A 21,497-nucleotide genomic window follows, 5' to 3' on the forward strand; every position below is an offset into this window, starting at 1 on the left:
ATTTTCAGGCCTACAGTATAAAAGAGAACAGAAATGGAAACACTGACTGCGGTGACCCGCTGGCTGGCAAAGCAGCACGTCGTGACCTGGTGTGTACATCATGACGGTGAATTATGGTGCGCCAATGCGTTTTACCTGTTTGATGCGCAGAAGATGGTGTTCTATGTGCTGACCGAAGAAAAAACGCGCCATGCGCAGATGTCCGGGCCGCGCGCGGCGATTGCCGGCACGGTAAATGGTCAGCCCAAAACGGTCGCCCTGATTCGTGGCGTACAGTTTAAAGGGGAAATCCGGCGTCTTGAAGGGCAGGAGAGTGAAGCCGCGCGTAACGCCTACAACCGCCGTTTCCCGGTCGCCAGAATGCTGCCTGCGCCCGTATGGGAGATTCGACTGGATGAAGTCAAATTCACGGACAACACGCTGGGCTTTGGTAAAAAAATGCACTGGCAACGTGATCTATAGTTAATAGAGTGATTAAAGAGTCAGGGGAAGATTAGCGATGAGTCAGGTGTTAATAACAGGCGCAACGGGGCTGGTAGGCGGAAATTTGCTGCGTATGCTGCTCAATGAACCCCGGGTCAATGCCATCACGGCGCCGACACGTCGACCGCTGGCTGATACGGCTGGCGTCTATAATCCCTATGATCCGCAGCTAACCGATGCGCTGGCGCAGGTCACCGATCCGGTAGATATTGTCTTTTGTTGTCTGGGAACCACCCGGCGAGAAGCGGGTAGCAAAGAAGCGTTTATCCATGCTGACTATACGCTGGTGGTGGACACGGCCCTGACGGGGCGTCGGTTGGGCGCTCAGCATATGCTGGTGGTCAGTTCGATGGGTGCCAATGCCAATTCACCGTTTTTTTATAACCGGGTGAAAGGGGAAATGGAGCAGGCGCTGATCGCGCAAAATTGGCCGCGGCTGACGATTGTTCGGCCTTCAATGTTACTCGGAGAGCGGGATAAACAGCGGGCGAATGAGAGGTTTTTAGCGCCGTTATTTCGGCTGCTGCCGGGGAACTGGAAGTCGATTGAGGCGCGTGATGTAGCCAGGGCTATGCTGGCGGAGGCACTGGCGCCTGGACATGAGGGCGTTTCGATCCTGACCTCTTCCGAACTGCGCGAAAGAGCCAAATAAAATGCCGGAGAGGACGCTCTGGCGTCCCCATCCGGCATTTGTAGCAGTCTTACTTAATAAACGTAAAAGCCGTCGTGACGCGTTTCACGCCGCTTACCCGGCTGGCGATGTCTGCCGCAGCCTTCGCTTCACGTTCAGTTACCAGACCCAACAGGAACACTTCCCCGTTTTCGGTGGTGACTTTCACGTTAGAGGATTTCACCTGATCGCTGGTCAGCAACTGGGAACGTACTTTAGTGGTTATCCAGGTATCGTTAGACGCATCGCCCAGGCCGATTGGCTGACCCTGACGGATCTCATTAAAGACCTCAGTGGTACCTTCTACACCCATCGCAATCTGTTTTGCCCGCGCAGACAGTTCGCTATTTGGCGACTGACCGACCAGCAGCACTTTACCCTGATACGCGCTCACGTTGATACGCGCCTCTTTCTTGATCTGGGCATCTTTCGACAACGCGGTATTGACGCGTAATTCCAGGGTTCCGTCATCTACCTGGGTGCCTACACTGCGAGGATCCGTCGCGGCTTTGGTGCCGACAGCAGCAGTTCCGACAACGGCGGCAGCGACACAACCTTGCAGTAGCAGGGCAGCGATAATCACAGCAAGCGGCGAAAATGCCTTCATGTGTACTCCTTAATCATCCTGGTGAGGGAAAAGCGTGTTATCGATGAGATCGCAAAGGCAGTTGACCGTCAGCATATGCATTTCCTGAACGCGGGCGCTGTGGTGTGAAGGGATACGGATTTCAACATCCTGCGGCCCCAGTAACCCGGCCAGCTCCCCTCCGTCATACCCGGTCAGTGCGACAATAGTCATGTCGCGTGTCACGGCGGCTTCAACGGCTTTTACGATATCGCGGCTATTACCACGCGTAGAGATTGCCAGCAGAACATCACCTGCATGTCCCAGCGCACGGACTTGTTTTGCATAAACTTCATCGTGCAGGCGATCGTTGGCAATCGCAGTTAAGACCACATTATCAGTATTTAGTGCAATCGCAGGTAAACTTGGGCGCTCTGTTTCAAAACGATTGATCATGCTGGCAGCAAAATGCTGTGCGTTGGCAGCGGACGTCCCATTACCACAACAGAGAATTTTGTTGCCATTGAGCAGGGACTGAACCAGCGTCATGGCTGCACGGGAGATCGCATCCGGAAGTGCTTCAGCCGCAGCTATCTGAGTTTGAATGCTTTCTGTAAAGCAGACTTTAATTCTATCTAACACGCTAATCCTTAAGAACCAGGCTCTGAATCTTCAACTATGAGCGGTCGTTGAACGCGTCCTTAAACCACTCAACATCATTTCCGGTGAAGGCTAACACATCGAACCGGCAATCCACAGTATCAAAACTTCCATTGTGGCGCGCAAGCCACAAGCGGGCAGTCTGTAATAATTTGTGTTGTTTGCTCCGGGTCACACTCGCCGCTGCACCGCCAAACTGGGCTGAGCGCCGATAGCGAACCTCAACAAATACGGTGGTGTTGCCTTCACGCATTATCAGGTCGATTTCGCCGCCACGCTCATGCACGTTGGCGGCGATAAAATGCAGTCCCCTGCTCTGCAGCCAGTCACGCGCGGTGGATTCCCACGCGTCACCGGTCTGTTTACTCGTTAACTGGCGGGGACGACTTGTCCTTGCTGGTATTTGAGCCATGATAACTTCCTGTTAATCACACAATCCTGCGTTGCGGTTAAGGCTCCGGTGTTGCCGTTAATTTCGAAACCCTGCACCTGACGCATTTGCGAGAAGTGGTTGGCAAGCGACCAGGCATCGACGCCCATCGCGTACATACGTGCCAGCGAGTAGTCGTTACGAACCGCGCCCAGCGCCTGCTGCATGAGAGGGGCGTTAGCGCCTGCCAGCATCGGAATTTCGCTGTACTGCAAGCCTTCCATCTCCAGACGGAAATCCGGGCCGGCAGTTCCCTGCGCGCTACGGGAGCTGGCGTACAGCGTGGCACCGCTCTGGCTACCGTTGCGCATGGCGATCATCGGCTTTATAAATGCAATTTCTTCCGGCGTTGCCAGAATATATACGGCATCAACACGACCGCTGCCGCCGGTGATTTGCGCATCGGTAGGTGCTGCCGGAATGGTCAGACCGCCAATCGTCACGCCAGGCTGCGCGGGTACAGAAGAGGCCACCGGGCTGCCCGTCAGGGAGATCCCCGAGCCGCCGTTGACGCCCATTTTCAGCTCAGCGGTGGAGCCGAACTTCTGCTGCAGCACCACGCCGCCACCCAGTTTTTGCCACTCCTGTGCAAAGGCGTTGGCAACGCGATCGCCTAACGAACTCCGCGGGATCAACAACAGCGGCGTCTGCTTTCCTTGATCGCGAATGTGGCGTGCTGCGTCGCGCGCTTCATCTTCTGGCGACAGAGCGAAGTAGCAGACGTTCGGCAGGTTTTTCACCGACTCCGGCTGATTAAGCGCCAGGACGTTTAATGGCGTGTTGCTTTTCATCAGCTCTTCAACATTGTTCTTCAACAGTGGGCCAACCACGATGCTGGCGCCATCCTGCTGAACCTGAGTCAGGATCTGATTCAGCGGTTGTGATGACGTGTCGTAGATTTTCAGCTCCGCGGACGGATTCGCTGGTGCGCTGGCGGTTGTTGGCTGCGCAGGCGCTGTTGGTTGTGGGGCTGTAGCTTCTGGCTGTGCTGGCGTCTCGTTGGTCAGATCGCTTACTGACGCCTGAGCCGGGCTGGCAACACCGTCAGTCGTTTGCGGCTGTTCCGTGGTCGTCGCAGCCGCTGTATCCGCAGCAGGCGCGGCAACAGCAGGGGCCGCTACGGGTTGAGTACCCATATTTTTCGCAGCTTCAAAGCCTTGCTGAATAGTACGGCCAAATACAGCGGCCTGACCGTTCAGCGGCAGCAGCAGAGCAATTTTGCTGGTGGAAGCGGGTTTAAAGCTCTGCACGTTAACCAACTGCGTTGGCAATAGTTTTGCCCCCGGGTTTTGTGGATAACGTTTCTGCCAGTCAGCAATACCGGCTTTCATCATGTCTGGATCGTTACGGTTATCGAACCAGACGCGCTGGAGATCTAACCAGCCTTGCAGCACGTTTTCATCCGCATTGATGACCAACGCCTGCGCTTGCTCCTGGGTCATGGATGACAGAGCCTGCCAGGTGGCATCCATGTTTTTCTGCTTAGCGTTCGCGGCCAGCAGCGGTTCCTGGGCGATCAGGGCGCGCAGTAGCGTCAGCGATGGACGACCCTGGTTGACGTCGATTTGCGCCTGCCAGTATCTCGCCTGCTGGTTTTGATCAAAATCGGCGGGGGTTAGCTTATCCAGCAGGGCCTGTGCGCCAGCGACATCTTTCTGCGCGAGCTTAATTTCGACGGCCAGCAGTGACTGCTCACGACGCTGGGTATCGCTTAGCTTCTGTGGTAGCTGGTTGAACAACTCGATAGCCTGTTGGCTCTTGCCTTCTTTCAGCAGTGCACGAATGGCGAGTAATTGCCAATTGGTCTTGCTATCATCTGAGCTTTGCTGCATTTGTTGCAGATAAAAGCCGGAATCAGCCTGCGCAGTGCCCTGCATATGGGCTGCACTCTGGTCTGGCGCCTGGGTGCCACAGCCTGCAAAAATCAGTGCAGCCAGAATGACTGGTAGCGCGCGTGCGGCTTTCAAACGAGAAAATGTTGAGGGTACCATACTGTATCCAGTGATATTTTTTTACTCAATGCTCAATATTAAATCGGCAATACGGACGACACAATGAAACAACACGAATCGGCGGATAATTCTCAAGGCCAACTCTTTATTGTACCTACTCCTATAGGAAATTTGGCTGATATTACCCAACGAGCGCTCGAAGTTTTACAAGCCGTTGATTTGATTGCCGCTGAAGACACTCGTCATACAGGACTCTTGTTACAACACTTCGCGATTAACGCGCGTTTGTTCGCTTTACATGATCACAACGAGCAGCAAAAGGCCGAAACGCTGGTGGCGAAGCTTAAAGAAGGGCAAAACATTGCGCTGGTTTCCGATGCCGGAACGCCGCTGATTAACGATCCTGGTTACCATCTGGTACGGACCTGTCGCGAAGCAGGGATCCGCGTTGTTCCCCTGCCAGGCCCTTGCGCGGCGATTGCTGCCCTGAGCGCTGCAGGTCTGCCTTCAGACCGCTTTTGCTATGAAGGTTTTCTGCCTGCCAAATCGAAAGGGCGTCGTGATGCGATGAAAGCCATTGAGGCTGAACCGCGTACGCTTATTTTTTATGAATCCACCCACCGTTTGCTGGATAGCCTGGAAGACATGGTTGCCGTCTGGGGCGAATCCCGCTACGTGGTGTTGGCGCGTGAGTTGACCAAAACCTGGGAAACCATTCACGGTGCGCCGGTTGGCGAACTGCTGGCGTGGGTCAAGGAAGATGAAAACCGTCGTAAAGGCGAAATGGTGCTGATTGTCGAAGGACACAAAGCGCAAGAAGACGACCTTCCGGCTGATGCGCTGCGTACGCTGGCCTTATTGCAGGCAGAGCTGCCGCTGAAAAAGGCGGCCGCACTGGCCGCTGAGATCCACGGCGTGAAGAAGAATGCGCTGTATAAGTACGCGCTGGAACAGCAGGGGGAGTAACAGTGAGTACCTACCAACCACCTTTCGTCATCACTCCATTGATCCTCAATCAAGTCATTGAAATTGGGGAGTTGATGGGAAATTGGGCGGCGATGGCTGGTAGGGCATCTCCTCTTTTGCGCAAAGAGAATCGTATTCGCACTATTCAGGCCTCTTTAGCGATTGAGCATAATTCGTTGACTACGGAACAAGTCACCGCTCTGATGGAGGGGAAACGTATTCTGGCTCCGGCTAAAGATATACAGGAAGTCAGAAATGCGATTCTGGCCTATGAAAAAATGTCAGAGTGGAAAAGTGAAAGACTCTCCGATCTTTTACAGGCACATCAAATCCTGATGATGGGGCTTGTCGATAACCCGGGTCAATTGCGATCCGGCAATGTCGGTGTTTACAGGGAGAAACAGCTTATCCATATGGCCCCACCGGCGTCACAAGTTCTTCGATTGATGAATGACCTACTGGGCTGGTTAAAAATGACAGAGCTCCACCCACTGATTGCTGGTGCTATTTTCCATTATGAATTTGAATTCATTCATCCTTTTGCCGACGGCAATGGACGGATGGGCCGGTTGTGGCAGACATTAATCCTCCGTGAGTGGCGATCGGAATTGGCGTGGTTACCAGTAGAGACACTGATCCACTACCAACAGGATCGCTACTACCAGGTGTTAGGGCAGTGCGATCGGCAAAGTAGCTGCACGCCATTTATAGAATTTATCCTTGAAAACATCATCTCTGCTTTGCAAGAGGGATTGGGGAAATCATCAGCCCTGTCGGAAGAAATGTCGGAAGAAATGTCGGAAGAAATGTCGCCTGATTTACTGGATATTGAAAAACGCATACTACAAATCTTGTCGAATCAGCCAGGCAGATCCGCCAAAAGTATCGCTGATGAGTGTGAAATCTCAGCCCGAACTGTAGAACGCTATCTGAAAGCGTTGCAGCTAAAAGGTAAACTGCAACGCGTTGGCGCGACGAAAGGGGGGCTATGGAGGGTAATTTAAACGACCAGCAGTTCAACCCCTGTTTTGGCCAGCGCTGATTTATCCTGTTTGCTGATACTGTCGTCGGTTATTACGCAGTTAATCTTCTCCATTGGAAGTACCTGATTAAAACCTCGTCGGTTAAATTTTGTTGCATCCAGTACGGCAATAACCTTATGTGCCGCAGCAGCCATCACGCTACTAATCGAATAGCCTTCGTTGAATGTCGTTATACCATTAGTGGCATCAATCCCGTCGGCGCCAACGAACATCAGGTCTGCGCTTATCCCTTGAAGGGAACGTTCAGCGATAGTGCCATGCATTGAATGAGTTTTGTGACGCACTGTGCCGCCGCAGACGACCAGCGTAATGTCTTTGTTTTCCGATAACGTAAACGCAGCGGGCAGGCTATTGGTAATAACTGTGATATTACTTTTTCGGTTTAGCGCCTCAGCGATCAGTAAGGTCGTGCTTCCGCTATCCAGAATCACGGTCATTCCTTCCTCGACCATTGCCGTTGCAGCCTGAGCGATCCGCTTTTTGGGATCGCTGGCAAGCTGATACCGGTCTTCTAATAATACTTCCTGATTGTCACCTTCAGCCAGATGGCTTCCTGGTTTTGCCGCACCGCCATGAAAACGGGTGACCAGACCCTTCTCTTCTAATAACCGCAGGTCAGCGCGAATGGTTACTTCAGAAATACCAAAGGTATTCGAAAGATCCATTACCAGTACGCTACCTTGCGTATTAATCAGGTCGACAATTTTATTCCTTCTCTCAAATGAGTTCATATTGATTTGCCTGATAATTTGACTGCCACTAGTTTAATCGAAGGATTGCGAAAGGTGAACGCTAAATTTCGAAAGTAAATGTGAGCCAGCGCAGGTTGCTGGCTCGTTGGGTCAGGAGAGTTTGAGCAGAATTTTCCCCTGCATCGGCGCGCCATTGAGTGACTTGACTGTGCTGGCAAAGCTGTCGGCATCACCACTGTGGGCAATTAACGGCTCAAGCTGTAAGCGTTTCTCCGTGAGTAAACGGGCAGCGGTTTCCCACTCTTCTCCAGGCCATGGGCTGGAATAGTTCATCCAACTGCCAAGGATGGTTAACTCTTTACGCAATATTTGCCCAAAAACACCTGAAGCTAGCGCCAGATCGTGATGCAGCGTACCGACTAATGCCAGTTGAGCGCGAGGTCCGGCAATTTCGATCGACAGAGTAACAGTTTGTGGGGTTCCCGCAGTCTCCAGGATGAGTTGGTCAAATTGAATGTTCTCCAGACCGGAGTGGATCTCGGTCGCACTCATCTCCCGACTGTTAAACACATAGGTTGCCCCCAGTTCTTTTGCTAACGCCAGCTTCTGCGGGTTGATATCAATCGCCGTGATGCTTTTTGCGCCGAGTTCGCGAGCACATTGCATTGCCAGTAAACCGATAGTACCTGCACCAACGATGATCACGTTTTTGCCTTCGCATCCCTGAGCGAGGTGAAAAGCATGCAGGCCAACGGTAATGGGCTCAATGAATGCGCCATCATCAATCGGCATTTCTGAAGGCAGGCGGAACAGGTTGGCGCGTTTTACCACCACATATTCTGCATTGCCGCCTTCGCTGCGCGATCCGACAAACTGATATTGCTTACACAATGAGAAATATCCACGCTCGCACTGAGGACAGTGGAAGCAGGGGAGCAGCGGTACGCAGGCAACGGCATCTCCGGGTTGTAGATCGGTTACGCCCGCGCCGTAAGACTCAACATAGCCACTGAACTCATGCCCAAGTGTGATTGGATAATAGTGAGCGCCATGATTGAAGACTCGGGGAATATCTGAGCCGCAAAGCCCTGAACTGACCACCTTGACCAGTACATCTTCATCAGTTTGTAGTTGTGGTATGGGACGTTCTTCAACGCGTACGTCGCCCTCAGCGTGAATAACCACTGATTTCATAAGTGTCTCCAGAAAAGTGAAGGGGAGCAAATGCTCCCCAGAAATTAAGATGCGGTCTGGCTTTCTGTTATGGCTGCCGCTTTTTCAGCCGCCACGAAATTACGCGCCCGACGCCAGGTCAGCAGTACACCCAACAGGTAAATAGCACCGATAATGATGAAACCCACCACGTTCTGCCAGGTGAAGAGCTGGATTAGCAACCAGGTGATTGGGGAACCGCCCTGGTCCATTGAAGCCACCATGCCACCAGCTTTCAATGCGCCCGCATTGGCGGCTAGCTGGGTATGTAAACCAATGGTTTGCGTGGCTATCCACAGGGTGATACCCATGATGATGACGCCGGAGATCAGCGTGCGGAAAAGGTTTCCCTGATGAACGGCTACCGCCATGGCGACAAAGAAACCAATGGTCGCGAGATCGCCGAATGGCAGAACCTGGTTTCCTGGTACCAGAACGGCAATCAGAATGGTCAGCGGGATAAAGATAAGACTGGCGGAAACCACCGACGTATGGCCGAGCAGTAGCGCAGGATCCAGGCCAATCAAGAACTCCTGGCCACCAAATTTTGCCTGCAGGCGCTTGCGAGCATGCTTTGCAATGGGAGTGAGTCCATCCATAATCGGTTTAATGACGCGCGGCATGAGCAACATAACGGCAGCTGTTTTCACCGCCAGTTGGAGCACTGCTTTAACGTCATACCCTGCCAGCATGCCGATCACTAACCCCATCACAAAACCGACGGTCACGGGCTCGCCGAAGGGGCCGAAGCGTTTTTGTACATCGTCCGCACTGAAATGAATGCGGTTCAGACCTGGGATTTTTTCAATGATCGTATCAACCAGGACCGCTATCGGGCCCAGATATGCCGAGGAACCATGTGGAATGGCGATGCCTTCCAGGCCAAAAAAGTCGCGCGTGTCTTTGGCAAACCAGTCGCCCAGTTTGTAGACGAAGGCGGCATGAACAACCACACCGAGGATGCCCAACCAGTATGAACCGGTCGCCAGATGCAACATGGCGCCGGTAAACGTCATATGCCAGATATTCCAGATGTCGACATTCACCACACGGGTCATGCGGGTAACCAGCATCAGGATATTCACCCCAATGGCGACAGGAATCGCAATTAACGCAATTTGCGAAGCCCAGGTCATCGGTGATGAACCAGGCCAGCCGACATCGATGACGTGCAGGTTGATTTGAAACTGTTCTGCCATTGCTTTTGCGGCAGGTCCAATAGAGTCCAGCATCAGGCCGATTACCAGACCGATGCCGACAAACCCAATCCCGATATGCAGACCAGATTTAAAACAATCCCCGAGCTTCATTCCCAGCAATTTTGAGAAGATGATGATCACTAACGGCAGCATAACCGTTGGACCTAAATCGAGGATATAACGCATTATTTCGCTAAACATGGCGTTACCCCACGAGGATGGTCAGGATTTTTTGCTGCAATGCTTCGATACCCACGCCTGAGACAAAAGGCATGCCGTGAACCACCGGGATATCGCCAAATGTACGGTCAACGCGAGCCGTGGTACAAATGAGGTCTGCGCCGTCCATATAGGTTTCGATTTCTGTTACACGACACTGAACCAGGTCGAGTTGTATATTGTTGGCTTCACAGAGTTCTTTAATTTCTTCCGCAGCCATTGTTGAAGTTGCTACAGCACCGCCACAGGCCACAATTACTTTACGTTTCATAGGGTATTCCTTTTATTATCAGTTTTTTATCAAATCTGGGCACAGAGCTCAGACTCAAGGATTTTTTCCCGAAAGAGCATTGCCAGTTCTGCATCGGGCGCATTCAGTAATGCTTCAATGGTGTTCGGGTTTTGTAGCTCACTAAACAGACGACGCAGGAGCTTCAGTTGTGCCGTCGGGTTCTCAACGATTAAGGCGATAATTAAAGAGACGGCGATCTCTTCATCATCATCCGCTTGTTGAAAGTTGACCGGTGTATCCGGGCGAATCAGATAGATAGCAGGAGATTTAGCATGAACAGCTTCACAATGTGGAATCGCAACGGCATGACGTTCCAGCGCTATTCCAGTTGGAAAGGTTGCTTCACGCTCAATCAGGGCCTGCGGGTAGCTTTCGTGCACGACCCCTTTGGCCAGCATCTCCTCCCCAATATGTGTCAGCGCATGCTGACACGAGCTAAAGTTAATTCCTGTTCGGACAAAAAGTTGGCTCATATATTCTCCTGATTTCAGGCAAGTGCTGGTGCGCAACCAAAGCGATAGGCGCGCAGAACGTCCTGAATTTTGTCGATAATCAGATTGTGTGGCGTCGCGGTTAACGTTCCTTCAGACAGACGCTCAAATTGCACGGGCATAAATTGGCTAATTAGCCCCAGTGGTAAAGCGACGTCATTAAGATTGGTTATTAATTTCTCTACGCTTTGACGAATGCGGGGATGCGGCCAGTAGTAACGAATACGGTCGGAGAGACTGAAGTGAATATCAACCATCGCCTGACTCCAGGTTGGGCGATAGTATTTTTTCCAGTAGCCCGGTTCATTCAACATAACTTCGTCAATCACTTCCAATACCCGGCTTCTCTGCTCCGGAGATACCAGTTCATTTTCCATTTGCGCAAGGGCAAAAATAGCTTCACGCAGAGCGAAGGTGAGTGCTGGACCCACTTTCAAAATCGCATAGTGATCGCGTACCAGCGCACGGTATGCCTGGCGGGTTTGATAATCGGTAGAATGCGCTTCGTAGACCATTGGGGTCTCTTTGACCCAGGCGGAAAGCGCTTTTGCAGCTTGTGGCTGATAGTGAATAATTTGAGTGTGATCGAATTCGACGCCGGGCTGGACCACAATGGCGATTACGCGCGTTAACGCTTCTTCAAGCCCTAATGCACTGAAGGCAACCTGATGGGTTTCCAGTGTCCGGGCGGCATCTTCTTCACGTGTGACATGAACGCTACCGATGGTGGTGGCTTCTCCACCTGGTACGGGAACTTCTGTGCCAATCACGTAAGTCAGTTGGCGTTTCTGTTCTTCGGTTGCTGTTGATTCTGCTGCCTGGCAAAGTATGGCTGCTCGCTGAGCAACAACCATCGGGTCTAGCGGTGTCGGATCGTCAGCGCAGGACATTGAAGCATCAAGATGGATTTTGCTGAATCCTGCGGCGACGTAAGCTTTAATCAAGGCTACGGATTTCTCCATCGCTTCTGCCGCTACTTCATTTTGCCAGCAGTTAGGGCCGAGGTGATCGCCCCCCAGGATCAGTCTTTCTCGAGGGAAGCCAATTTCTTGTGCGATGCCATAGACAAAATCACGGAAATCGGCGGGTTTCATCCCGGTATAGCCACCAAACTGATTAACCTGATTAGACGTTGCTTCGATCAGAACTTTACTGTCCGTATTGAGATCAAAGCGTAATGCGGATTCAATGACCAACGGATGTGCTGAACAAACAGAACAAATACCTAAATGTTCACCTGCTTTATGACGAGAGATTATTTCTTTCACTTCTATCTCCGATATCTTTTGTTTATCTTCATAATATTTTTGGATTGAAGGCAAAGGGTAAAAGCAGCTTTCGTGATCCAGCTTTAAAACAGACCTTTGCCAGAATTCATACAATTCATATTAATCAGTTACTTATAGTTTTCCTTCGCAACCGCAGTCGGCAATGACTTTACGTACCACTTCTTTCATGGCGGCTTTTGCTGGCATCATGTAATGCCGTGGGTCATTCGCATTGGTATGTGTACTCAGATAGGTTTTGAGTGCGCCAGAAAAGGCGATTTTGAGTTCGGTAGCGACGTTGACTTTGCAGATCCCTAAAGAGATGGCGCGCTTAATATCATGTGCTGGCAGGCCGGATGCGCCATGTAGAACCAGTGGAATATCAACGGACTGACGAATTTCTGTTAGCCGTTCAAAATCCAGTTTAGGTTCAGTGCTATACAGTCCATGAGCCGTGCCAATCGCGACCGCCAGTGAGTCGATACCGGTTTTTTCCACGAACTCCCGAGCCTGTTCTGGGTGGGTATAAAGCGCATCTTTTCCGTCCACGATTAGGTCATCTTCTTGTCCACCCAACCGTCCCAGCTCAGCTTCAACGCTAACGTCATAGCGATGGCAGTAATCTGTTACGTGTTTAACTAACGCAATGTTGTCGACAAACGGCAGATGGGAACCATCGATCATGACGGAGCGAATACCTGTAACGACTTTCTCTTCAATATCGGTGGCGCTTTCATGGTGATCGAGATGGATGGCGAGAGGATGGTTCCAGCATCTTGCCAGTTCACTGGCGATTGCAACGATATTACCGACACCGGCATAGCTAAAAGTGCCAGGCGTGCCGGCGACGATCAACGGAGAGCGTAGTTCGGCTGCTGTTTCCACGACAACCTGTAAGGTCTCCAGGTTGTGAATGTTAAACGCCGGTACGGCATAGCCTTCTCGCTGTGCCTTCTTCAGCATCATTTTGCTTGAGATGATAAACATACTTCCTCCGAAGTCTTTCGATTGCTTTCTTCGAAATAAAGTATAGGGTTTCGTAACGTTTTTTTGTGATTTCGATCTGATAAATGAAAGTTTCGAAAGAAAAGGGAGGGTTGCGAAAGTATATGGCGAAAAAAAAGCATGCCCGAAGGCATGCTCATGAAGAAAAAACGTGGATAATCAGGTCACTGGCGCCGGGTTAAACACCGCCAGTTGGTTATGCAGTCCCCATTGATCCGAGAAGGTTTTCTTACGCCCGCTGGCGACGTCGAGAATAAACTCGAACAGTTTCAGACCCACGTCTTCAATGGTTTCTTCGCCGGTAGCGATGGTGCCTGCATTGATGTCCATCAGGTCAAACCAACGGTTGGCCAGCTCGGTACGGGTCGCCATTTTTATCACCGGCACGGCCATCAGGCCGTACGGCGTACCTCGACCGGTGGTGAACACCTGCACGGTGATCCCGGAAGCGACCTGCTGCGTACCGCAGACAAAATCACTGGCGGGTGTAGCCGCGTAAATCAGGCCGCGTTTGGTTGGGCGTTGACCCGGCGACAAGACTTCGACAATCGCGCTCTTGCCAGACTTGGCAATAGAACCCAGCGCTTTTTCCACCACGTTTGCCAGACCGCCTTTCTTGTTGCCAGGAGAAGGGTTGGCGCTGCGATCCGTTTTGCCCATATCAAGGTAGTTATCGTACCAGGCCATCTCTTCAAGCAGGCGTTTACCTACTTCTTCGTTAATCGCACGTGGGGTCAGAAGATGGATGGCATCGCGCACTTCGGTAACCTCAGAGAACATTACGGTGGCGCCGCAGCGTACTAACAGGTCGGAGGCATAACCGACCGCCGGGTTGGCCGTCACGCCGGAAAACGCATCGCTGCCGCCGCACTGCATGCCGACCACCAGTTCTGATGCCGGGCAGGTTTCACGCTGGCGTTGATTGAGTTTTGCCAGATGGCGTTCGGCCACCTGCAAAATATCGGCAACCATCGATTGAAAGCCAACGTGTTTTTCATCCTGCAGGCTGACGATGCTGGCGCTGTCGACCGGAATACTTTTCACATCGTGCGTGCCTTCCAGCAGGCGCTCTGGCTGCAGTTTTTCGCAGCCGAGGCCAATGACCATCACTTCACCGCCAAAGTTCGGGTTTAGCGCAATATTGTGAATGGTACGAATCGGCACGATGGCGGCTGGGGCATTAATCGCCACGCCGCAGCCGTACAGATGATTGAGTCCGACCACGCCGTCAACGTTCGGGTATTTGGGCAGCAGATCGCGCTCAATGATTTTCACTACATAATCCACCACGCCCGCCACGCAGTGCACGCTGGTGGAAATACCGAGCAGATTCTTGGTGCCGACACTACCGTCCGCATTGCGATAACCTTCGAAGGTGTAACCCTCAAGAGGCGGCAGCGGCTCTGGCACTTTGGTTGCCAGCGGCAGCGTCTCCAGCGGCGGGGCCTTGGGTAGCTCAACCATTGATTCATCAATCCAGCTGCCGCGTGGGATATCGCGAACGGCATAGCCTATCACTTCGCCATAACGCACGATTTCGCCGCGAACAGGAATATCCAGGAGCGCCACTTTATGTCCCTGGGGAATATGTTCAATGAGTTCCAGTCCGTCTGGAAAACGCGTCCCAGCTTTCAGACCATTGTCATTGACAATTATCGCCACATTATCTGTTTCGTGAACTTTAATATAAAACGCCGTTGGCGATTCTTGTCTGATTTCGATGTCGGCCATTGTCCAGTATTCTCCAACAAGGTGGTGATAATAGTGTGGATATTTATATTTTGAATCTAATTATAAGTAATAAAGATTCGGTATCGTGAAATAAGAATGTCAGGAGTTTATCGCCAAGAATGTGATGATGATCACTTAAACTCAGCAAGGCCGCCCCACCAGGGGTAGCAATACGTAAATGTGTGCATTAGCGCCCATGCATATGTGCATATGCCCAAAACATTATTTAAATAACGCATGTTTAATGAGCGCCTGCACAATGATTAACGTGGCGCTGCTGATTATACTAAATCACGGTTTCATAGCGTCTGATAAATTATTATGCATTCTTATTATCAGTAATTTATCACCAGGAATATCTACCCAATAATAATAAAAATTTAATGTACCCGAGGTAATTAGAATGATTCTGGATACAGTTGTCGAGAAAAAGAAAGGCACGCACACCCGTTACTTAATATTGTTGATAATATTTATCGTTACAGCCGTTAACTATGCGGACCGTGCAACGCTGTCAATTGCCGGCACGGAAGTGGCGAAAGAGTTACAGCTCAGTGCCATCTCAATGGGGTACATTTTCTCCGCTTTCGGCTGGGCTTACCTGTTAATGCAAATCCCCGGCGGCTGGCTGCTGGATAAGTTCGGTTCAAAGAAAGTCTACACCTACAGCCTGTTCTTCTGGTCGCTGTTTACCTTCCTGCAGGGCTTTGTAGACATGTTCCCGCTGGCCTGGGCGGGTATTTCAATGTTCATCATGCGCTTTATGCTGGGCTTCTCGGAAGCGCCGTCCTTCCCGGCGAATGCCCGTATCGTGGCGGCCTGGTTCCCGACGAAAGAGCGCGGTACGGCGTCCGCAATTTTTAACTCCGCACAGTATTTCTCTCTGGCGCTGTTTTCGCCGCTGCTGGGCTGGCTGACCTTCGCCTGGGGCTGGGAACACGTCTTTACCGTGATGGGCGTGATTGGTTTTGTGCTCACCGGACTGTGGGTAAAGTTTATTCATAACCCAACCGATCACCCGCGTATGTCGCAAGAAGAGCTGAAGTTTATCTCTGAAAACGGCGCGGTCGTGGATATGGACCATAAAAAGCCGGGTGATGTGAAGTCAGGCGGTCCTAAACTGCATTATATCAAGCAGTTGCTCACTAACCGTATGATGCTCGGCGTGTTCTTCGGACAGTATTTTATCAACACAATTACCTGGTTTTTCCTCACCTGGTTCCCGATTTACCTGGTACAGGAAAAAGGCATGTCGATCCTGAAAGTGGGTCTGGTGGCTTCGATTCCTGCGCTGTGCGGATTTGCCGGTGGCGTACTCGGCGGCGTGTTCTCTGATTATCTGATTAAACGTGGCTTCAGCATCACTCTGGCACGTAAGCTGCCGATTGTGCTCGGAATGCTGCTCGCCTCGACCATTATTCTGTGTAACTACACCGATAACACCACCCTGGTGGTGGCGCTGATGGCGCTGGCGTTCTTCGGTAAAGGCTTCGGGGCGCTGGGGTGGCCGGTGATTTCCGATACTGCGCCGAAAGAGATTGTCGGTCTGTGCGGTGGGGTATTTAACGTATTTGGCAATGTGGCTTCCATCGTCACCCCGCTGGTGATTGGGTATCTGGTGAGCGAGCTGCACTCATTTAATGCTGCGCTGATGTTTGTAGGGTGCTCGGCGCTGATGGCAATGGTTTGCTACCTGTTTATTGTCGGTGACATTAAACGTATGGAATTGCAGAAATAAACAAAGGTGTAAGCGATGAATAACACGATTTTTCCGAATAAGTTTAAAGCGGCTCTCGCGGCGCAACAGATTCAGATTGGCTGCTGGTCTGCATTAGCCAGCCCAATCAGTACCGAAGTTTTAGGCCTGGCGGGTTTTGACTGGCTGGTGCTGGACGGCGAACACGCGCCGAACGACATATCGACGTTTATCCCGCAATTGATGGCGCTGAAAGGCAGCGCCAGCGCGCCGGTAGTGCGCGTACCGACCAACGAGCCGGTAATTATCAAACGCCTGCTGGATATCGGATTTTACAACTTCCTGATCCCGTTCGTGGAGACGGAAGAAGAGGCGGTGAACGCCGTGGCGTCGACCCGCTATCCGCCGGAAGGTATTCGCGGCGTGTCCGTATCCCATCGCGCCAATATGTTTGGCACCGTACCGGACTACTTTGCGCAGTCGAATAAGAACATCACCATCATCGTGCAGATCGAAAGTCAGCAGGGCGTTGATAACGTTGACGCAATCGCGGCGACAGAAGGCGTCGACGGGGTCTTCGTCGGCCCAAGCGATCTGGCTGCGGCGTTAGGCCACCTCGGCAATGCGTCACATCCTGATGTGCAGAAAGCTATCCAGCACATTTTTGCCCGCGCGAAAGCACACGGCAAACCAAGCGGCATTCTGGCCCCGGTAGAGGCGGATGCGCGTCGTTATCTGGAGTGGGGCGCGACGTTTGTTGCCGTTGGCAGCGATCTTGGCGTGTTCCGTTCAGCCACGCAAAAATTGGCTGATTCTTTTAAGAAATAACCCCCCTCGACAGTAGAGAGAGATAAAGACATGACAATGAAAGTTGGTTTTATTGGCCTCGGTATTATGGGTAAACCAATGAGTAAAAACCTCCTCAAGGCAGGTTACTCGCTGGTGGTTGCTGACCGTAACCCGGAATCCATTGCGGAAGTGATTGCCGCAGGCGCAGAAACCGCCGCCACGGCGAAAGATATTGCCGAGCAGTGCGATGTGATCATCACCATGCTGCCGAATTCTCCGCATGTGAAAGAAGTGGCGCTGGGAGAGGGCGGCATTATCGAAGGGGCGAAACCGGGGACAGTGCTGATCGACATGAGCTCCATCGCGCCGTTAGCCAGCCGTGAAATCAGCGACGCGCTGAAAGCGAAAGGCGTGGATATGCTGGACGCGCCGGTAAGCGGCGGCGAACCGAAAGCCATCGACGGTACTCTGTCGGTGATGGTTGGCGGTGATAAAGCGATTTTTGACAAATATTACGATCTGCTGAAGGCGATGGCAGGTTCCGTGGTACATACCGGTGACATCGGCGCGGGTAACGTCACCAAGCTGGCGAATCAGGTGATTGTGGCGCTGAACATTGCGGCAATGTCCGAAGCGCTGACGCTGGCGACCAAAGCGGGCGTAAACCCGGATCTGGTGTATCAGGCGATTCGTGGTGGGCTGGCGGGAAGCACCGTACTGGATGCGAAAGCGCCAATGGTTATGGACAGAAACTTTAAGCCGGGTTTCCGTATCGACCTGCATATTAAAGATCTGGCGAACGCGCTGGATACCTCTCATGGCGTTGGCGCTCAGTTACCGCTGACTGCTGCAGTCATGGAGATGATGCAGGCGCTACGCGCTGATGGGCTGGGCACCGCCGATCATAGCGCACTCGCATGCTACTACGAAAAACTGGCGAAAGTGGAAGTCACTCGCTAACAAGAAGGGCGCGGATGCGCGCCCTGTATTTCTTGCCTTGCGCGGCACTGTCAGGCTACATAACTATGAAAATCGTAATTGCCCCAGACTCTTATAAAGAAAGCCTTTCTGCCACCGAGGTAGCTCAGGCAATAGAAAAAGGATTTCGGGAAATTTTCCCCGATGCGCAATATGTTTCTGTCCCGGTTGCCGATGGCGGTGAAGGAACGGTCGAAGCCATGATTGCCGCTACGCAGGGGAGTGAACATTCAGCGTGGGTGACAGGGCCGCTGGGCGAAAAAGTGAATGCCTGCTGGGGCATGTCTGGAGATGGTAAAACCGCGTTTATCGAAATGGCGGCAGCCAGCGGTCTGGCGTTGGTTCCACCTGAAAAGCGTAACCCGTTAGTCACCACGTCGCGCGGCACCGGGGAGTTGATTTTGCAGGCGCTGGATAGCGGTGCGCAGAGCATCATTATTGGTATTGGCGGCAGTGCGACCAACGACGGCGGCGCGGGTATGGTGCAGGCGCTGGGGGCGAAACTCTGCGACGCCAACGGGACAGAGATTGGCAACGGTGGTGGAAGCCTGGAGAGTCTGAACACCATCGATATATCGGGCCTGGATCCGCGCTTAAAAACCTGCTCAATTCGCGTGGCCTGCGATGTGACTAATCCACTCACCGGTGATACTGGCGCTTCGCGCATTTTTGGCCCGCAGAAAGGGGCGACGGAAGAACGCATTATCGAACTGGACCGCAATCTGTCTCACTATGCCGACATCATTAAAAAATCGCTGCGGGTTGATGTGAAAGACGTTCCTGGCTCTGGTGCGGCTGGCGGAATGGGCGCCGCGTTAATGGCTTTTTTAGGTGCGGAGTTGCGCAGTGGTATTGAGATTGTGACCCAGGCGCTCAATCTGGAAGAGCATATTCATGACTGTACGCTGGTGGTGACAGGAGAAGGGCGGATTGACAGCCAGAGCATTCACGGCAAAGTGCCGGTGGGTGTGGCGAATGTCGCGAAGAAGTACCACAAGCCGGTAATTGGTATTGGCGGCAGCCTGACGCGCGATGTGGAGGTGGTGCATCAATATGGTATCGATGCGGTGTTTAGCGTATTAACCACCATCAGCACGCTGGAAGAGGCCTTTCGTGGGGCATTTGATAATATTTATCGCGCTTCAAGAAACATCGCCGCCACGTTGGCGATAGGAATGCACAGTGCGGGGTGACAATGCCCCGCAAACCCTCTATACTGCGCGCCGAAGCTGACCAGACAGTCGCCGCTTCGTCGTCGTCCTCTTCGGGGGAGACGGGCGGAGGGGAGGAAAGTCCGGGCTCCATAGGGCAGGGTGCCAGGTAACGCCTGGGGGGGAAACCCACGACCAGTGCAACAGAGAGCAAACCGCCGATGGCCCACGCAAGTGGGATCAGGTAAGGGTGAAAGGGTGCGGTAAGAGCGCACCGCGCGGCTGGTAACAGTCCGTGGCACGGTAAACTCCACCCGGAGCAAGGCCAAATAGGGGTTCACAAGGTACGGCCCGTACTGAACCCGGGTAGGCTGCTTGAGCCAGTGAGCGATTGCTGGCCTAGATGAATGACTGTCCACGACAGAACCCGGCTTATCGGTCAGCTTCACCTCTTTAAAAACAATACGTTGGTGTATCTCAGACGCTCAGAAGCTGACATGGGATACACCAACGGTTGCAACATCCCTCATACGCTCCGCCGCAACGACATTTACCTACGTCACGAAGTCAAAAAAATGTGCAGCGATTAAAACATTCGACAGTTCACAAGCCGAATGAATATCAGCGAATTATTCACAACAATAAATATTGTGGAACACAGTTTCATTTTGAGGAAAAACCACTTCTGAAATATGAATGTTATTCGTACAATGGCCGTTCTGGAAGAAATGAATAACAAGCAAAAGGACTTATGGCAAAGGGATACATTCTACACATGTACGATCCCACCACCTGTGGTGGTAAGGTTCTGGAGGGAGCGCCAAACAGACGAACCAACGGCACGCCAGTAGCCCGTATGGGCGACAAGGTAACGTGTGGTAAAGACGGCAATAGTTATCGCATTATCGGTGGGATATCATGGATAACCACTGAGGGGCGTCTGGTTGCGGGTAGTCTGGACAGTTTCAGCAGTTGCCCTTGCAAGGCAAAAATTATTCCGCAAATAATGGTGCAGAGTTATGAATCGCGTAGGGGGACCAGTACCAAGACATCAAACACCGCAGCGCGCGTAGTTGCACAGAGTTCATCTTCACCTTCATCTATATCATCAGACTTTCTTACCCCACTTCCTGTTGCGGTTTACGCGAAATCTTGTCTTCGTGGTGAAGGCTGCACCGATGCTGGTACAGAGCAAGAGCGACTCGATAATTTTGGTCATGCAGGCTATTACCGTGCTGCGCCTCAGACAGAACAAACCAAGGAAGAGCCTGTTCAGCACGCGCAGGTAGCAAAGAAACACAAACCAGACGAACCAACCCCACCACTGGAAGATAATCCCCCCTGGTACAAACGTCTCTTCAACTCACCGGACACAACCAAAGCCGCAGCGGCGGCAGGAATAGCGACAACGACCGGGATAACTACGGGTGCAGCGACCGAAGCCGGATATACAGCATTGCAAAAAATCGGGGGAAATCTTTCTGCTGCTGGCCGTTGGATAGTCCCCAACCCCACCACCGTTTTTCTGTTTGGCATATTCTACTCGCCAAAACTCAACAGCGGCGAACAGGACTACATCGATAAAATGCGGCTTGAGCAGGCCGCACGGAATAAAGAAGATGTTCCAACGCGCGTTCGCTTTCGCTGGGAAGCAGAGCAAAACGGGATGATAAGGCCGAAAGGTTTTCATGTCAGCGCCGGAGGTGGGCAGGACAAAGTTCCGGTTCGAATGCTTCAGAAGAACAGTACCACCGGGAACTATGAGTTCTGGGAGGATGGCGCAAGTAAGCCAACGATTGTTTGGACACCAGACGATCCTGGGTATGAATCTCCTTCCAATACCGGGAATTGGGACAATGTATACGTCCCTCCGAGTGTGCTGGTTTACCCTGAAAGTGAAATCAACAGCCCGTGGTCAACGGAAACGCCAGCACCGGGAGAACGCCCATTCAGGGATTATATTCTGGTACACCCTGCCGGGACGTTTGACCCGATTTATGTTTAT

21 protein-coding genes and 1 other RNA gene are annotated in these 21,497 nt (G+C 52.1%); 10 read left to right on the forward strand and 12 right to left on the reverse strand.

Going from position 1 to position 21,497, the window contains the following annotated elements:
* Positions 1–33 precede the first annotated feature (33 nt).
* Entirely contained in the window at positions 34–462 is a 429-nt protein-coding gene (locus OGV52_RS07075) for a YhbP family protein (RefSeq protein ID WP_016154657.1), read from the forward strand.
* 37 nt (positions 463–499) lie between these two features.
* A complete protein-coding gene (locus OGV52_RS07080; RefSeq protein ID WP_016154656.1) occupies positions 500–1,135 on the forward strand; it encodes an NAD(P)H-binding protein in 636 nt (211 codons plus the stop codon).
* Positions 1,136–1,184: 49 nt separating this feature from the next.
* On the opposite strand, the gene dolP is transcribed toward OGV52_RS07080, so the two are convergent.
* The 4 genes from dolP to OGV52_RS07100 are packed head-to-tail and all read right to left on the reverse strand — an operon-like array spanning position 1,185 to position 4,799.
* Positions 1,185–1,760 carry a division/outer membrane stress-associated lipid-binding lipoprotein gene (gene dolP / locus OGV52_RS07085; protein ID WP_003024954.1) on the reverse strand — a complete coding sequence of 192 codons (576 nt, stop codon included), beginning with the start codon at positions 1,758–1,760 and terminating at the stop codon, positions 1,185–1,187.
* Positions 1,761–1,769: 9 nt separating this feature from the next.
* On the reverse strand, positions 1,770–2,360 hold the full coding sequence (diaA, locus tag OGV52_RS07090; protein ID WP_003024948.1) for a DnaA initiator-associating protein DiaA: 591 nt from the start codon (positions 2,358–2,360) through the stop codon (positions 1,770–1,772).
* A gap of 34 nt (positions 2,361–2,394) precedes the next feature.
* A complete protein-coding gene (locus OGV52_RS07095; RefSeq protein WP_216404065.1) occupies positions 2,395–2,790 on the reverse strand; it encodes a YraN family protein in 396 nt (131 codons plus the stop codon).
* A complete protein-coding gene (locus OGV52_RS07100; RefSeq protein WP_047499694.1) occupies positions 2,748–4,799 on the reverse strand; it encodes a penicillin-binding protein activator in 2,052 nt (683 codons plus the stop codon). The genes OGV52_RS07095 and OGV52_RS07100 overlap by 43 nt, the downstream gene beginning before the upstream one ends.
* Positions 4,800–4,862: 63 nt before the next feature.
* On the opposite strand from OGV52_RS07100, the gene rsmI reads away from it, so the two are divergent.
* Positions 4,863–5,726 carry a 16S rRNA (cytidine(1402)-2'-O)-methyltransferase gene (gene rsmI / locus OGV52_RS07105; RefSeq protein WP_016154652.1) on the forward strand — a complete coding sequence of 288 codons (864 nt, stop codon included), beginning with the start codon at positions 4,863–4,865 and terminating at the stop codon, positions 5,724–5,726.
* Between the two features lie 2 nt (positions 5,727–5,728).
* The gene (locus OGV52_RS07110) at positions 5,729–6,730 is read left to right on the forward strand and encodes a Fic family protein (protein WP_287108274.1); all 1,002 of its coding nucleotides are present in this window, start codon (positions 5,729–5,731) and stop codon (positions 6,728–6,730) included.
* On the opposite strand, the gene OGV52_RS07115 is transcribed toward OGV52_RS07110, so the two are convergent.
* From OGV52_RS07115 to garD, 8 genes are all read right to left on the reverse strand, one after another.
* Positions 6,727–7,500 (reverse strand): DeoR/GlpR family DNA-binding transcription regulator, encoded by a 774-nt coding sequence (locus OGV52_RS07115; RefSeq protein WP_003828620.1) that lies wholly within the window; start codon positions 7,498–7,500, stop codon positions 6,727–6,729. The genes OGV52_RS07110 and OGV52_RS07115 overlap by 4 nt on opposite strands.
* 111 nt (positions 7,501–7,611) lie before the next feature.
* On the reverse strand, positions 7,612–8,655 hold the full coding sequence (gatD, locus tag OGV52_RS07120; protein WP_287108276.1) for a galactitol-1-phosphate 5-dehydrogenase: 1,044 nt from the start codon (positions 8,653–8,655) through the stop codon (positions 7,612–7,614).
* A gap of 44 nt (positions 8,656–8,699) precedes the next feature.
* A complete protein-coding gene (locus OGV52_RS07125; RefSeq protein WP_016154648.1) occupies positions 8,700–10,073 on the reverse strand; it encodes a galactitol-specific PTS transporter subunit IIC in 1,374 nt (457 codons plus the stop codon).
* A 4-nt stretch (positions 10,074–10,077) separates the two neighbouring features.
* On the reverse strand, positions 10,078–10,362 hold the full coding sequence (gene gatB / locus OGV52_RS07130; protein WP_003828616.1) for a PTS galactitol transporter subunit IIB: 285 nt from the start codon (positions 10,360–10,362) through the stop codon (positions 10,078–10,080).
* Positions 10,363–10,391: 29 nt separating this feature from the next.
* Positions 10,392–10,856 carry a PTS galactitol transporter subunit IIA gene (gene gatA / locus OGV52_RS07135; RefSeq protein ID WP_019077770.1) on the reverse strand — a complete coding sequence of 155 codons (465 nt, stop codon included), beginning with the start codon at positions 10,854–10,856 and terminating at the stop codon, positions 10,392–10,394.
* A 14-nt stretch (positions 10,857–10,870) separates the two neighbouring features.
* Complete coding sequence (gene gatZ / locus OGV52_RS07140; RefSeq protein WP_181220886.1) at positions 10,871–12,142, reverse strand: tagatose-bisphosphate aldolase subunit GatZ; 1,272 nt, start codon at positions 12,140–12,142, stop codon at positions 10,871–10,873.
* Positions 12,143–12,274: 132 nt separating this feature from the next.
* Positions 12,275–13,129: a tagatose bisphosphate family class II aldolase gene (locus OGV52_RS07145; RefSeq protein WP_200047074.1), complete on the reverse strand. Its 855-nt coding sequence runs from the start codon at positions 13,127–13,129 to the stop codon at positions 12,275–12,277.
* Positions 13,130–13,306: 177 nt separating this feature from the next.
* Positions 13,307–14,878 carry a galactarate dehydratase gene (garD, locus tag OGV52_RS07150; RefSeq protein WP_016154637.1) on the reverse strand — a complete coding sequence of 524 codons (1,572 nt, stop codon included), beginning with the start codon at positions 14,876–14,878 and terminating at the stop codon, positions 13,307–13,309.
* 403 nt (positions 14,879–15,281) lie between these two features.
* Between garD and garP the strand changes: the two genes are divergently transcribed.
* From garP to OGV52_RS07180, 6 genes are all read left to right on the forward strand, one after another.
* Complete coding sequence (garP, locus tag OGV52_RS07155; RefSeq protein ID WP_003024898.1) at positions 15,282–16,616, forward strand: galactarate/glucarate/glycerate transporter GarP; 1,335 nt, start codon at positions 15,282–15,284, stop codon at positions 16,614–16,616.
* 15 nt (positions 16,617–16,631) lie between these two features.
* The gene (garL, locus tag OGV52_RS07160; protein WP_005131731.1) at positions 16,632–17,402 is read left to right on the forward strand and encodes a 2-dehydro-3-deoxyglucarate aldolase; all 771 of its coding nucleotides are present in this window, start codon (positions 16,632–16,634) and stop codon (positions 17,400–17,402) included.
* A gap of 30 nt (positions 17,403–17,432) precedes the next feature.
* Positions 17,433–18,323: a 2-hydroxy-3-oxopropionate reductase gene (gene garR / locus OGV52_RS07165; protein WP_003840019.1), complete on the forward strand. Its 891-nt coding sequence runs from the start codon at positions 17,433–17,435 to the stop codon at positions 18,321–18,323.
* A 65-nt stretch (positions 18,324–18,388) separates the two neighbouring features.
* Positions 18,389–19,534: a glycerate 2-kinase gene (garK, locus tag OGV52_RS07170; RefSeq protein ID WP_047499662.1), complete on the forward strand. Its 1,146-nt coding sequence runs from the start codon at positions 18,389–18,391 to the stop codon at positions 19,532–19,534.
* 32 nt (positions 19,535–19,566) lie between these two features.
* Positions 19,567–19,943: RNase P RNA component class A (gene rnpB, locus OGV52_RS07175), an RNA gene on the forward strand.
* A gap of 300 nt (positions 19,944–20,243) precedes the next feature.
* The coding region (locus OGV52_RS07180; protein ID WP_287108277.1) for an S-type pyocin domain-containing protein at positions 20,244–21,497 on the forward strand (1,254 nt) is incomplete at its 3' end.

Origin of the sequence: Citrobacter sp. Cb041 (assembly GCF_030336655.1) — a bacterium.
Taxonomy (GTDB): domain Bacteria; phylum Pseudomonadota; class Gammaproteobacteria; order Enterobacterales; family Enterobacteriaceae; genus Citrobacter; species Citrobacter braakii.